The organism is Rickettsia typhi str. Wilmington (assembly GCF_000008045.1).
Lineage (GTDB): Bacteria > Pseudomonadota > Alphaproteobacteria > Rickettsiales > Rickettsiaceae > Rickettsia > Rickettsia typhi.
The window spans coordinates 1,097,938-1,111,496 of sequence record NC_006142.1 but is presented as its reverse complement, the minus strand read 5'-3'; the positions used below and the strand labels follow the sequence as shown (position 1 = coordinate 1,111,496).

Sequence of the window (13,559 nt, the reverse complement as noted above, 5' to 3'; positions counted from 1 at the left end):
ACTTTATACGTGTAATTGTGGATAAAATTTTTAAAAACTTGTTATTTTTCCTATTAAAATCTATTAAAAATTCTCTCAAATCCTTATAAAAATAAGAAAATCTAGTATATTTTCTTTTAAAGAAAAAGTTTGTGGATAAAATTGTGAATAAATATCATTTTTCTTTGAAAAAATAGTCTTTTCTAAGCTAAAAATGAATCTTGCACTTAATTATCCACTTGTATAAATTAATTACAAATTTATGTGAATAATAATTAAAATACTGATTTTTTTAAGAAAGTTTAAATGAAAATTTTGTTGATAACTATGTTTGAAACATTTAATCTACATAATTCTATTTATAACAACAAATATAAATATTTATCTAATCTTTTAGTAAGAATATGAAGCAAATTTCAAATTCATTAAGAAATAGTAATAAAATACCTATTTGGTTTATGCGTCAAGCAGGTAGATACTTACCAGAATATAAAAAAGTGAGAGAAACAACAAAAAATTTTCTAGATTTTTGTTTTGATGTTAACAAAGCAACTGAAGTAACATTACAACCAATAAGACGCTATGGACTTGATGCAGCTATTATTTTTTCTGATATATTAGTTTTACCTAGTGCTCTTGGATGGGAAGTGGATTTTAAAGAAAACATAGGACCTGTATTAAAACAATTTAAATCACAAAAAGATTTTCAATATTTACAAAGAGATTCTAATAATAAATTAGAAAATGTTTTTAAAATAATAAAAAAAGTAAAAGAAAAATTACCTTCTAATACTTCTTTAATAGGGTTTGCAGGTAGTCCTTGGACAGTTATGAGTTACATGCTAGAAGGAAAAGGAAAACGGGATTTTATAACGAGTAAAAAATTTGTATATGAAAATAAAATACTTGCTAAAGACTTATTAAATTTTATTACGGAAAAAACAGCTGATTATCTTATAAATCAAGCAAAATCTGGAGCAGATATTTTAAAGATTTTTGATTCGTGGTCAGGGGTGCTTGCAGAAGATGATTTTACTGAATTCGTAATAGAGCCGACAAAAAAGATTATACTGAAAGTAAAAGAAGTTTTTATAAATATTCCTATAATTACCTTTCCTAAAGGGGCGGGATTATTATACGAAAAATTTATAAAAGAAGTACCGATAGATATTTTAGCTGTGGATCAAATGGTCCCTCTTGAGAAAATGAAAGAGTGGAGTAATAAAGTAATAGTACAAGGTAATTTAGATCCAGTTGTATTATTAACTAATAAAGAAATTATTGAAGAAAAAACTTATAAAATCCTTCAAGGAATGAAAGGAAAGAATTTTATTTTTAATTTAGGGCATGGTATTTTACCTGAAACACCTCCAGAAAATGTAGAATTTTTGACAAAATATATTAGGTTATATGAAAAAAAGAATAGCAATAGTACTTTTTAATTTAGGCGGTCCAGAAGATATTGAATATGTAAAACCTTTTTTATTTAATCTATTTTATGATAAAGCTATAATTAATCTACCAAATCCTTTGCGTTATGTTATTGCTAAAATAATTTCTATTGTTAGAGAAAGAAAATCTCAAAAAATTTATTCTTTAATCGGTCGTAAATCTTATTTAATTCAGGAAACAGAAAAACAGAAATTAGCAATAACTAAAAAGTTAAAGGAAATCCTAAAAGAGGATTTTATTATTTTTATAAGCATGAGATATTCAACACCATTTGCTAAAGAAGTAATATGCCAAATAAAAGAATATAATCCAAGTGAAATAATATTATTACCATTATATCCTCAATTTTCAAGTACTACGACAGGATCATCAGTTAAAAATTTTTTGCAAAACATTGATATTGATATTCCAATTAAAACAATTTGCTGTTACCCCATAGAAGAAGATTTTATAAAAGCTCATGTTTCCATAATAAAAGAAAAACTATACGATAAAAATTTTCGTATATTATTTTCTGCTCACGGATTACCTAAAAGAATAATAAAAGCAGGTGATCCTTATAGCTTTCAGATAAAAGAAACAGTAAATAAAATAGTAAAAGAATTAAATATAAAAGATCTAGATTATAAAATAACTTATCAAAGTAGAGTAGGACCTATAGAATGGTTAAAACCGAGTACAGAATACGAAATAGAACTAGCAGGAAAGTTAAAAAAAGACATAATTATTGTACCTATATCCTTTGTATCTGAGCATGTTGAAACACTAGTAGAACTTGATATTGAATATAAATTCATCGCAGATAAATATAATATTCAATATACTAGAATCCCAACACTTGGAACAAATAAAATTTTTATTAATAGTTTGACAAATATATTGATACGATTTATTAATAAGACTGATACCAATTTAGTTATGAGTAGCTCTAGTAAAAGAATATGTCCAAATAAATTTACTAAATGTTTATGTAACTTAATAAATTAATAAGGAAAAGAATGGAAAGTTACTATCTATGGTTTAAGTCAGCACATCTAATATCTGCTATATGTTGGATGGCTGGGCTTCTTTATTTACCTAGAATATATGTTTATCATACCAAAGCTAAAATAGGTAGTGAGTTAGATAGTACTTTACAAGTAATGGAACTAAAATTACTCAGATTCATTATGAATCCATCAATGATTAGCACCTTTATTTTTGGTTTAATAAATGCTCATATTTACGGGTTTGTTGCTCTTGATACTTGGTTTCAATTTAAAATGTTTGTGGTATTGATTTTAGTTATATTTCATGGTTTACTTGCAAGATGGCGAAAAGATTTCGAAAAAGGTAAGAATGTTCATTCAAAAAATTTTTATCGCATAGTTAATGAAATTCCAGCCATGTGTATGGTTGTTGCAGTAATAATGGTTATAGTGAAACCATTTGACTAATCTAATTATTATATTTCTTTTTCATAACTGTCAACAATAGGATACTAATAAATAGTAGCCATAGCTTTAGCAACGTCAAATATTACTTCTAAATTCTGCTCCAAGTATATTTATTGGTTCAAAACTATTTCTAACAATTATTATATCTCAATTTTAAGATTTTTTGGCTATATTTATACTTATCTTCCTTAAGATAAGAAGAATTTTTACATAATAGGTATTTTTCGTAGTATTCTACCTTAATATTCATTAAATAAAAAAACAATAATGAAACTTAAGGATTTAATGAGTTGTCCGAAAAATTTATATAACTGCACTAAACAACATTACTTATATTATACAATATGAAATGACTTAAGAAATTTCTGATTTGAAGTACTAAATAATTGTACAAGATATGAAGTTTGAGAAGATTATTCAATAATATTTGATGAAAAAAATCATTAAGTAAAAAAGAAAGAATAATATCGTTACTAAAATTATTTATCAGAAATCGCTTTGTATTAAGTAATTAAAGGAGAAAATTTGATTTTTACAGTTCTTGCTGAATTATCTATTAGTAATAGAATAATAATGAAACAGGAATGAAAGAAAATAATGTTGCAAGTAAAATTCTAGGAAGGAATTTATTACTATTCAAAAACTATAATTTATATGAGCAAATAGTAGTAAAAAGTCAATTAAACTTTACTACAGGTGGTAGTGACATTAATATTGCTTCAATATTTCCATCGGTCATCAAGCCGAATTTAGTGCCGCGATCATATAGTAAATTAAATTCTACGTATCTACCTCGTTTTATAAGTTGATATTCTTTCTGCTCATCTGTCCAAGGTAGAAATAACTTACTTCTAACAATTTCAGGATATACTGACAACAAAGCCTTACCTATGTCCCTTGTAAATGCAAAATCCTGTTCAAAATTACCGCTATTTAAATAATCATAAAATATTCCCCCTACTCCTCTTGGCTCTTTTCTATGTCTTAAATAAAAATATTCATCACATTGCCTTTTGAACTTAGGATAATAGCTAGAATCATACTTATCGCATGCTTCTTTAAAAGCTGTATGAAACTTTGCAGTTTCGTTTTCTTCTGGATAAAAAGGTGTTAAATCACTACCACCACCAAACCAGTTTTTAGAAGTTTCTATATAACGAGTATTGAAATGCATAGCAGGAATTAACGGAGATTTAAGATGAGCAACTACTGATATGCCTGTTGCAAAGAATTTTCCATCTAGTTCTGCTCCCAGAATCTCAGAGCGAAATTCTTGAGAGAATTCACCGAATACGGTAGATATATTAACACCAACTTTTTCAAATACTTCTCCTTTCATGAGAGACATAATACCGCATCCACCACCATTACGTTTCCAGCTTGTGCGTACAAACTTAGCTGGTTTTAACCCTTTTATCTGTGCATATTTTTCTTCAATTTTTTCAAATTCTTTGCACAACAAATCACGTAAATTAGTAAACCAATTACTTGTTATTTCTTTATTTTCTGTGTTCATAATTATTAAGCAATGATTTAATTACTTTCTTCATCGTATACATAATTACTAAAAATATGACGGCAATAATCATAATATAAAAAGCTGGAGCATAAAATAAACCTGTATGCTCTACAAGCCAACGAGAAATAATAGGTGAAGTTCCGCCGAATATCGCTATTGCAAAATTGTAACTAAAAGCAACGCCAGTAAATCTTTGTTCTGCTGTAAATAATGATATAACAAATATATAAGCAGTACCTGCTATACTTCCTGCGAGTATACCAAGTATTGTAAGAGCTATAATTTGTTGCCACATCTCTTCTGCCGACATTAGTAACATGGTAGGTAAAATCAATATAAAGATAGCAATACCAACAAGCATTGCCATTTTAAATTTTCCGATAATATCTGCAGCACCTCCGGCAATCGGCATCGCTATCATAGCAACAAATGAACTATACGCTAAATATGATAAAGCAATAGTATTACTAAGGTGCATTACATTGTAATAGAAAACATTTATATATGTTTTTACTAAATACATAACACTGCTAGCGATCGCACCTATGCAGATGGTTAAAAACATAGATATCCAAGCAGTTCTAATTACATTAGAAAAAGGTGCTTTAAGAACTTGTTTTTTTTTCTCAATCATTTTAAAAATCGGTGTTTCCGATACACGTAATCTAAAGTAAAATCCAGCAATACCCATCAATCCACCAAGCAGAAAAGCACAACGCCAAGCAAAATCTATATAAGGAAAATAACGTTCAATTATTATACCGATAAATGTTGCAATTAACGTACCTGCAATATTTGAACCATGTACTAAACCTGCTGTAAAGCCGTGTCTTAAGTTTTGGCGATGTTCAAGGATAAAAATGGCTGCTCCCGTTCCTTCACCGCTAATACATAAACCTTGAATGAGCCGCATTATAACTAAAGTTATAGGGGCATAAATTCCAATACTTGCATATGATGGTATGAGACCCATAATGAAGGTAGGAATAGTCATACCTAACATTGAAATTATTAAAGCGACACGTCTACCGTATCTATCACCGATATAACCAAATAATATGCCTCCTATTGGCCTTGTTAGAAAGCCAACCGCAAATACTCCAAGGCTTAGAAGAATTCTAATGAATTCTGATTCACCCGGGAAAAAAATTTGTCCAATAACCAGTGAAAAAACTGAATATACCGTAAAATCATAATATTCGAGTACATTACCTGAAATAGCAGATAAAAAAATCAACTTAGATCTATTCATTGAATTTAAAATAAATTAATTACTAATTAGTTATTATAGACAATTTACATTACTTATAAAGTGTAAATATCATTTAAACTAAGAATAAGAAAGTTTTATTGGGAATGATTACAGGATAATGATCGAGTACTTATAATCTAGTTTATCACTTTTTAAGTGTTTTATATTAAGATTCGTAACACCTTATGAAGTCTGAATATCTGAATATAATATTATAAATATTTTATGTTTGTAGCAATGCTTAGATAAACTTTTATATAAACTATCTTTTGATTTTGTAAAGATTTCTCTTCTAAATCTAAGAATCTACCATTTTTTATAATAGTTTCATTAAACTTAATTCTACTGATTTATTCATAATTGCCTATTTCCTCAATTTTTGTATCAGTAATATCATGTATGTAAAGTTTTTCTTCTTAAATTATTAAAAAATTTTCCTATTGTACTCTTACTTATTAAGTTTGAAATGTTTTTGGAAAATTGTATTTATAAATACTGATTTATTTCATTGGTAAAGGAGTTGTTAGTTATTTTTTAATAACTAATAGTCAAGAATTAAAAACTGAATTCAGATATCATCCATCAAGAGTCTACTAATATTGATGATACTTACTTAGTGAAATTACTAATTTTGTAAGTTTTGATAAACGTCACTTATATAAGTATTGCATTCATTAACGTTAACACTGATTCTCTATTTGAATATGTTTAGTTTTTGCAGTATTTGATTATGCACGAGTGAAATGTTGATATAACCGTGATAAATAGCATTAACTGAAATTACTTGTATTAAGTTCTTTCAATTTTGCTGAAATTTTTACTATTTCCATCTTTTACAAAACCATTAATAACTCTAATACTCAAGTTTTGCAAGCACTATAGCTCCTAATCAGTTATAATACACTACTATATTATATACTTACTGTTATACGTTATTCCATAAATTGATTATTGCATCCAAAAAATTAAAAAACTAGATAATGTAGTCAAGTCACAATATATGAAACTTGTATTTTATTTAAAAGTAACTTATATTAGATTTCTCTTAGAAATAATGTATAAATCCTATGGAAATTGTTAATAGTGTTGTTGCATCTGTCTCTTGCTATGGTACAGAACCTCTATATGGTCATCCAAAAGTTTATTTAGAGATAGATAAAGAAAAAAATGAAATTATTTGCCCATATTGTAGTAAGAAATTTAAATTAGTAACAAAATGACTATAAAATTTCTATCAGAAAGCACTATAAATCGAATTGCTGCTGGTGAGGTTATAGAAAGGCCTGCATCAGTAGTAAAGGAATTAGTTGAAAATGCTGTTGATGGAGGTAGTACTAAAATAGATATTATCTTAGAACGTGCTGGTAAAAATCTAATCATTGTTTCTGATGATGGTATAGGTATGACTGATAAAGAATTAGAAATAGCAGTTGAACGTCATACAACTTCTAAGCTTAATGAAAGCGATTTTCTTAATATTCATACTTTTGGTTTTAGGGGTGAAGCGCTACCATCTATTGCTGCCATTAGTAAAATGCTAATTACTTCTAAGAAAAGAGAAGCTGACAAAGCATTTCAGATTAAATTAATTGGTGGTAATAAACAACAAATTACTGTTTCTGTCCATAATGAAGGTACTAAAATAGAGATACGTGATTTATTTTTTGCAACGCCTGCTCGTTTAAAGTTTCTAAAAAGCGATAGAACAGAACTTGCAGCAAGTCTAGATATCGTTAAGAAAATCGCTCTAGCACATCCAAAAATTTCTTTTAATTTAATACATAACAGCAAGAATCTTTTAAAACTTAAAGGCCAAAATAAAGATTTTGAAACTAATCTAAAACAGCGTATAATTGATGTAATAGGTGATGTTTTTATAAAAAACGCTTCTTATATAAATTTCAAAACACCTGATTTCTCTATTTGTGGATATACTAGTATCCCAACATATAGCAGAGCTTCAAGTGAAGACCAGTTTTTATTTATCAATAATAGACCAATAAAAGATAAATTACTGCAAGTAGCTCTAAGAGTAGCATATCAGGATTATTTAGCTCGTGATCGTTATGCACTATGTGCTATATTCTTACAAATTGATCCGCAGCTTGTTGACGTTAATGTACATCCAGCAAAAGCAGAAGTTAGGTTCCATGATCCGAATTATGTACGAAATATATTAATAGAAGCAATTAAAAATGCTTTAACAAATAAAAGTCAAGTTACTGTGACTACTACTGATGCTATTGAATTATTTAAAAATCCTTTAGTTAATAAACAGCCTCCGATAAACAAAGCTATAAATGTTAATAGCAAAGCTAGTGAATATATTAGCTTTAATTTTAATCGAAATACTGTTTGTCAGAAGTTAACATTACAGTCTGATAAAATAGAACAAGAAGTAGGAAAGTGTATAGAACACGATAATCAAAGTTATAAACAATATAAGTTTGGGATAGCTAAAGCACAACTTCATACAACTTATATTATTTCGCAAACTGAAGATAGTATAGTAATTATTGATCAACATGCGGTGTATGAACGTTTAGGGTATGAAAAAATAAAATATTGTCTTAAAAATGGAGAGTTAGTCAAACAACGTTTGCTTATTCCTGAGATAGTGGAGTTGTCAAGTGGGGAAAAAGCAGATTATTTATATGAAAATAGAGATAAACTATTTAAACTTAGTTTAACTATAGAAAAATTTGGTGAGAAATCTATTATAGTAACTGAAGTTCCAAATCTCCTTAGAGATGTGAACGTACAAAAATTAATTCAAGATCTCGCTGATCATTTATCTGATTTTAGTAAGAATATAGCTTTGAAAGAGTTAATAGAACATGTGATAAAAATTTATATTTGTCATTACTCTATTAGAGCGGTACGAAAATTATCAGTAGATGAAATGAATTCATTACTGCGTCAAATGGAAAATATGTCGTTTTCAGCTCAATGTAATCACAACAGGCCTACTTATATTGAGTTGAAGCTTAAGGATATTGAACGCTTGTTCAGATTGTAATTCTTTTTCAAGTAATTAAGTATTATGTTGTTCTTTAATAGAGTATTTTACTTGACTATTTCCCAATTTTGTTTTATTCTATCTTCCTTAAGTGAAAAAATAATATCTTAATTTAAGGCGTCAGTTAATGGCAAAGAAAAATAAAAATGTTTTAGTAAGGCTAGTAAGTACTGCCGGAACAGGTGTTTTTTGGGTAAAAAAACGTAATCCAAAGACACAAACTGAAAAACTTTCTTTTCGTAAGTATGATAAAGTAGTTAGGAAGCATGTTATTTTTAAAGAAGAAAAAATAAAATAAAAATATATGGCAGTAAAAATTCGTTTAGCTAGAGGTGGTGCTAAAAAGCGTCCTTTTTACCGTGTAGTAATAGCTAACGCAACAGCACCTCGTGATGGTGACTTTTTAGAAAAAGTTGGAACTTATAATCCAATGCTTGCTTCAGATAATAGTGAGCGTGTGGTATTAAAGAAAGATCGTATAGAATATTGGCTTAGCACTGGTGCTAAACCAACTGAGCGAGTCGCAAAATTTATTGAGAAAGCTGGTGTTACTCTTCCTAAGAATGTTAAAAAAGAAATGGAAGTTAAAGCAAAAAACCGTAAAGTTAGACCAAGTAAAAAGGAATCTAAAGAATCTTAATTTATAGTATTATAGGTATTTTCATTGTTAAAATATCTTTCAGTCACTTTTATGTGATATAGCAAGTTTGAATATTGTAAGTTACTTCTCTAGATTAAGATACGGCACACATATCTTTCCTCTATAATTAGCCGGATTAGCTCAGTGGTAGAGCAACCGCCTTGTAAGCGGTAGGTCATCAGTTCAAATCCGATATCCGGCACCATCAAAAATTTTTCTTGTTTCGTTGTTCAATGATTTTATTCGCGGAATCTATTTAAAAATATTTGCTGTTTTTGGTTGTTTTCATTGATACTCTAGTTCTAGCTGATAGCTAGAGTGTTTTTTTTGATCAACGCAGAAGATCTTACGAAGAAAATAATCATAATATGCTTATCTTGTTCTCAAACTAATAAGTTAATATTGTTATAAATAAATTATTAATAGGTTTAACGAGTATAAAGCAAAACCTTGGGCCACTATTTCATTCTAGATTGTTACATGATAAGATATAATCAATATTGCAGTATTTAGCAAAATTTATTACCTACAGTTGTAAGGTTTAAGATACAGGAATTTTAAACTCTAAAATGAAAGATATTATAAATGGATTTTCATAATAGTAATGTCTTCAGTGATTTAGATGTTAAAATCATAGCAATTTTAGATGCATTAATATTGAAATATTAATCTGAATTAATATGATAAAATTTATAACTTTACAGAATCTTATGGATTATCAAGTTACTTTGAAATTAATGGAAGATTACGTTAATAAAGTAATTAACTATAATGAGCCGGAAATTGTTTATTTAGTAGAACATTCGGAAGTATATACAGCTGGTACTAATTATAAACAAGAAGAATTATTAAATTACGGTGATATTCCAGTAATTTATACAGGACGTGGTGGTAAATTTACTTTTCATGGACCAGGACAGCGTGTTATTTATCCAATTCTTAATTTAGCTTTACCAAATCGACACAAAGATTTAAAGCTATATATAAAAATGCTTGAAGAATGGATTATAAATAGCTTAAATTATTTTGGGATTAAAGGATATCTTATTAAAGATAAAGTAGGAATCTGGATAAAAGTGAGTAAAGGAGAATTTGCTAAAATTGCTGCAATAGGTGTTAGAGTAAGAAAATGGATTACATATCACGGTGTAGCTATAAATATTTCAACGGATTTATGTAAGTTTAATGGGATTATTCCTTGTGGACTTGAAAGTTCTTTAGTAACATCTTTAAATCAGTTAGGGATTTATGTTGAAATGTTTGAATTTGATAAAATTATTCAAACCGAATTTAATAAAATATTTAAATGATCAAAAAATTTTTACTCATAATTTTAGTAATTTTTACTCTTTGGGTCGGTGGTTTTTGTTATTATTTATATTTAATAAATTCTTATAAACTTAATAGTAATACTACTAATGCAATAATAGTCTTTGCAGGCGGAGGACATAAAATTGAAACTTGTATTGCTTTGCTTAAGGCAGGTTATGCTCCTATATTATTTATTACCGGTATAGAATCTGCAGAGCACTTTAAAAATTTGTTAATGGAACATAATGTTATAGAACAACAAGTAATACTTGCTCCAAATAAAATAATGTCTGAAGAAGATAATATTAAGAAAGCTATCGATTTTATTGTAACTTACAATCTTACTTTTATAATTTTAGTTGAGCATAATTATAATATACCTTTTATGCTGAATAAGCTTCAGAAAGCCATTCCTTCTTCTAATAATGTATATATAGTGCCATATCCTGTTTTTTCTACACAAAAATATGATGTGTTATTAAAATCCTATCATCGTTATTTAATGAGTATAGTAAACTAATCAATCCTTTGTACTTCATTATTAATTGATTTGCTTTTTAGTTATATGCGTTTTGCCATCATGCATGAGAATAGCTCTGAGTAAATATTGGATACGTCATTCTAAAAGAGTTGCAATCATGACATATTAAGTATCATCGTATTGTATATTCTTTGCTATTTTTGAAATTGATTATCGTATACCTATTCTTCATTTACTCGAAGTATATGCGTTTTTAATTCAACAAACTCATTCTTTTTTAAATTAAACTTCGTTTTCTCATTCCTAGAGGAATATATACGCCGAATAATTAGATATTATTGATAAAGTATTGCTTGGAAATGTGAAAATAACATTATACCTATAAACTAAAACAAATATTGAATAAAAATATTCTAAAATGATACTGAAATTCATTCATAATAAAAAGTGATAAAGTATTTACAAGAAATAATGAGTTAAGTTTTTCAAAGTAAAAGTCTCTGCATAACAGCTATAAAAGGTACTATCAATGGTTTCGCATAAAATGCTGTGAATATGTGAATATCACAATACTAATCTTAATAATCTAAAAATAAAATAATAGTTTAACTTTTTGATAATTTCTAAACAAGTTAAATATATAGATGATGTTTAGTACTAAATAATATGTGTATAATTACACAAAAAAGCAACGTCAATTAATTAGAAACCTATAATAAAAGTTTCATAATTTTAATATTATTAGTTGAAAAAAGATAAAATCAAAGGATAGACAATCCTGTTATTAATCTCGGATTGTCGTAATTTATAAAACATCTATATTAAGTAAGGATCTATTGTGATTCTAAGTACTGTGTTGCCATACTACTGTAATATTATTTTTTTATATTAATATTCTTAGATAAAATTTATCTCTAAAACTTTTAATAAAAAAAGAAGAAAGTCATAAAGCTATTATTGTATAAAAGTTGTTTTTACATTTCTTATTGTTAAAGTAAAAACAATAATTAATACATGTCAAAGTTCCTGATTAATTAACACCTTTTGATTATATTCCTATGCATGATCTCTATATTTAGTTATAACAAGCTAATTAATAAGTTATTGCATAAATTTGTATAAATTTATAGCAATAATTTTTTAGTAAAAATTGTTTTTTGTACTTTTACAAGTTTGTATAATAATTGTAAGAAGATATATAACATTATGTACACTCACTACTTGAAAAATTTAATCAGCTTTGAGTCAGTAACGCCAAATAGTGCTGGGGCTGTTGAATATATTGATGGTTTGCTTAAGCAACACGGTTTTAAAACTGAAATAAAAATATTTGGTGATTCTAAAAACGAGCGAGTCACTAACCTTTATGGGGTTTTTGGTAGCAATGAGCCTAATATTTGCTTTGTTGGTCATGTAGATGTAGTGCCGGCAGGCAATCATGAGTTTTGGCATAATTCTAATCCATTTAAGTTTCATGAGCAAGATGGAAAGATATATGGGAGAGGTGCGGTAGATATGAAAGGTGCCATAGCATGCTTTTTAGCTGCTAGTTTAAATTTTATAAAAAATAATATGGATTTTAAAGGTTCAATTAGTTTCTTGATTACTAGTGATGAAGAAGGAAAATCAACACATGGTACTAAAGAGATGTTACAATATATTTATGATCAAAGATATAAGATAGATTTTGCCGTTGTTGGTGAACCTACTTGTGAAAAAGAAATAGGTGATACGATTAAGATAGGTAGAAGAGGAAGTGTTAACTTTAAATTAAATATAGTAGGTTTAGCTGGGCATGTAGCTTATCCTCATAAAGCAAATAATCCATTGCCTTGCTTAATCAAAATATTGAATGAGTTAACAAATATAAGACTTGATGAAGGTACTGAATTTTTTCAGAATTCAAATCTTGAAGTAACGAATATTGATGTTGGTAATGATATCTTAAACACCATTCCTGCTAGTGCAGAAGCCTGTTTTAATATACGTTTTAATAGTTTACATAGTGTAGAAACTTTAAGTCAATTAATAGAGCAAATTATAAAACAATATTGTAAAGAATATAAAGTAGATTATAAGTTAGAATATAGTAGTTCTGCTGAAAGTTTTGTTCAAAATCCTAACGATAACGATAAAATAAAAGAATTTGCTGATGTAATAGAGAGAACGTTAAAAATAAAATCTGAATTTTCTACAAGCGGTGGGACATCAGACGCAAGGTTTGTCAAAGATTATTGCTCCTTAGTAGAGTTCGGTTTATTATCTGAGATGGCACATAAAATAAATGAATATACCAAAATTAGCGATTTACAAAAATTATACGATGTGTATTATAACTTTTTGATGGAAATATTTTGATGGCATTGCAATAACTTGTATGTTGTGTTGTTATCGCATAACATAATAATAAATTTCTGAGGTTGCTTTGTTAATTGATATGTGATTTTTCGTAATGAAAATATGCTATATA

At 27.6% G+C, this 13,559-nt stretch carries 12 protein-coding genes, 1 tRNA gene and 1 pseudogene; 12 read left to right on the top strand and 2 right to left on the bottom strand.

Annotated features, from left to right (window positions below):
• The first annotated feature begins 383 nt into the window (after positions 1-383).
• From hemE to hemJ, 3 genes are read left to right on the top strand one after another with little or no spacing between them, the layout of a single operon-like run.
• Positions 384-1,421, top strand: a complete 1,038-nt coding sequence (hemE, locus tag RT_RS04305; protein WP_011191302.1) for a uroporphyrinogen decarboxylase — start codon at positions 384-386, stop codon at positions 1,419-1,421.
• Positions 1,390-2,418 (top strand): ferrochelatase, encoded by a 1,029-nt coding sequence (gene hemH, locus RT_RS04300; RefSeq protein ID WP_014419474.1) that lies wholly within the window; start codon positions 1,390-1,392, stop codon positions 2,416-2,418. Before hemE ends, hemH begins: the two co-directional genes overlap by 32 nt.
• Before the next feature lie 11 nt (positions 2,419-2,429).
• The gene (gene hemJ / locus RT_RS04295) at positions 2,430-2,867 is read left to right on the top strand and encodes a protoporphyrinogen oxidase HemJ (protein WP_011191300.1); all 438 of its coding nucleotides are present in this window, start codon (positions 2,430-2,432) and stop codon (positions 2,865-2,867) included.
• A 676-nt stretch (positions 2,868-3,543) separates the two neighbouring features.
• On the opposite strand, the gene hemF is transcribed toward hemJ, so the two are convergent.
• The gene (gene hemF / locus RT_RS04290) at positions 3,544-4,383 is read right to left on the bottom strand and encodes an oxygen-dependent coproporphyrinogen oxidase (RefSeq protein ID WP_011191299.1); all 840 of its coding nucleotides are present in this window, start codon (positions 4,381-4,383) and stop codon (positions 3,544-3,546) included.
• A complete protein-coding gene (locus RT_RS04285) occupies positions 4,367-5,638 on the bottom strand; it encodes an MFS transporter (protein ID WP_011191298.1) in 1,272 nt (423 codons plus the stop codon). The genes hemF and RT_RS04285 overlap by 17 nt, the downstream gene beginning before the upstream one ends.
• A gap of 1,067 nt (positions 5,639-6,705) precedes the next feature.
• On the opposite strand from RT_RS04285, the gene RT_RS04455 reads away from it, so the two are divergent.
• The 9 genes and pseudogenes from RT_RS04455 (at position 6,706) to dapE (ending at position 13,447) form a co-directional block, all read left to right on the top strand.
• Complete coding sequence (locus tag RT_RS04455) at positions 6,706-6,858, top strand: zinc-finger domain-containing protein (protein ID WP_011191297.1); 153 nt, start codon at positions 6,706-6,708, stop codon at positions 6,856-6,858.
• Positions 6,855-8,657: a DNA mismatch repair endonuclease MutL gene (gene mutL / locus RT_RS04280; RefSeq protein ID WP_011191296.1), complete on the top strand. Its 1,803-nt coding sequence runs from the start codon at positions 6,855-6,857 to the stop codon at positions 8,655-8,657. Before RT_RS04455 ends, mutL begins: the two co-directional genes overlap by 4 nt.
• 127 nt (positions 8,658-8,784) lie before the next feature.
• Positions 8,785-8,955: a 50S ribosomal protein L33 gene (gene rpmG / locus RT_RS04275; protein WP_011191295.1), complete on the top strand. Its 171-nt coding sequence runs from the start codon at positions 8,785-8,787 to the stop codon at positions 8,953-8,955.
• Positions 8,956-8,961: 6 nt separating this feature from the next.
• Complete coding sequence (gene rpsP, locus RT_RS04270) at positions 8,962-9,297, top strand: 30S ribosomal protein S16 (protein WP_011191294.1); 336 nt, start codon at positions 8,962-8,964, stop codon at positions 9,295-9,297.
• Positions 9,298-9,427: 130 nt separating this feature from the next.
• A tRNA-Thr gene (locus tag RT_RS04265) sits at positions 9,428-9,502 on the top strand.
• Positions 9,503-9,812: 310 nt separating this feature from the next.
• Positions 9,813-9,966 (top strand): annotated as a pseudogene (locus RT_RS04635) (N-acetylmuramoyl-L-alanine amidase); the annotation flags it as partial.
• A gap of 11 nt (positions 9,967-9,977) precedes the next feature.
• On the top strand, positions 9,978-10,607 hold the full coding sequence (lipB, locus tag RT_RS04260; RefSeq protein ID WP_011191293.1) for a lipoyl(octanoyl) transferase LipB: 630 nt from the start codon (positions 9,978-9,980) through the stop codon (positions 10,605-10,607).
• The gene (locus RT_RS04255) at positions 10,604-11,128 is read left to right on the top strand and encodes a YdcF family protein (RefSeq protein WP_011191292.1); all 525 of its coding nucleotides are present in this window, start codon (positions 10,604-10,606) and stop codon (positions 11,126-11,128) included. Before lipB ends, RT_RS04255 begins: the two co-directional genes overlap by 4 nt.
• Before the next feature lie 1,167 nt (positions 11,129-12,295).
• Positions 12,296-13,447, top strand: a complete 1,152-nt coding sequence (gene dapE, locus RT_RS04250; RefSeq protein WP_011191291.1) for a succinyl-diaminopimelate desuccinylase — start codon at positions 12,296-12,298, stop codon at positions 13,445-13,447.
• The last annotated feature ends 112 nt before the right edge of the window (positions 13,448-13,559 follow it).

Coding starts and splice junctions, on each gene's coding strand:
- hemJ (WP_011191300.1), top strand. CDS start 2,430: ATGGAAAGTTACTATCTATGGTTTAAGTCAGCACATCTAATATCTGCT.
- RT_RS04455 (WP_011191297.1), top strand. CDS start 6,706: ATGGAAATTGTTAATAGTGTTGTTGCATCTGTCTCTTGCTATGGTACA.
- dapE (WP_011191291.1), top strand. CDS start 12,296: ATGTACACTCACTACTTGAAAAATTTAATCAGCTTTGAGTCAGTAACG.
- hemE (WP_011191302.1), top strand. CDS start 384: ATGAAGCAAATTTCAAATTCATTAAGAAATAGTAATAAAATACCTATT.
- lipB (WP_011191293.1), top strand. CDS start 9,978: ATGATAAAATTTATAACTTTACAGAATCTTATGGATTATCAAGTTACT.
- hemF (WP_011191299.1), bottom strand. CDS start 4,383: ATGAACACAGAAAATAAAGAAATAACAAGTAATTGGTTTACTAATTTA.
- RT_RS04255 (WP_011191292.1), top strand. CDS start 10,604: ATGATCAAAAAATTTTTACTCATAATTTTAGTAATTTTTACTCTTTGG.
- RT_RS04285 (WP_011191298.1), bottom strand. CDS start 5,638: ATGAATAGATCTAAGTTGATTTTTTTATCTGCTATTTCAGGTAATGTA.
- rpsP (WP_011191294.1), top strand. CDS start 8,962: ATGGCAGTAAAAATTCGTTTAGCTAGAGGTGGTGCTAAAAAGCGTCCT.
- hemH (WP_014419474.1), top strand. CDS start 1,390: ATGAAAAAAAGAATAGCAATAGTACTTTTTAATTTAGGCGGTCCAGAA.
- rpmG (WP_011191295.1), top strand. CDS start 8,785: ATGGCAAAGAAAAATAAAAATGTTTTAGTAAGGCTAGTAAGTACTGCC.
- mutL (WP_011191296.1), top strand. CDS start 6,855: ATGACTATAAAATTTCTATCAGAAAGCACTATAAATCGAATTGCTGCT.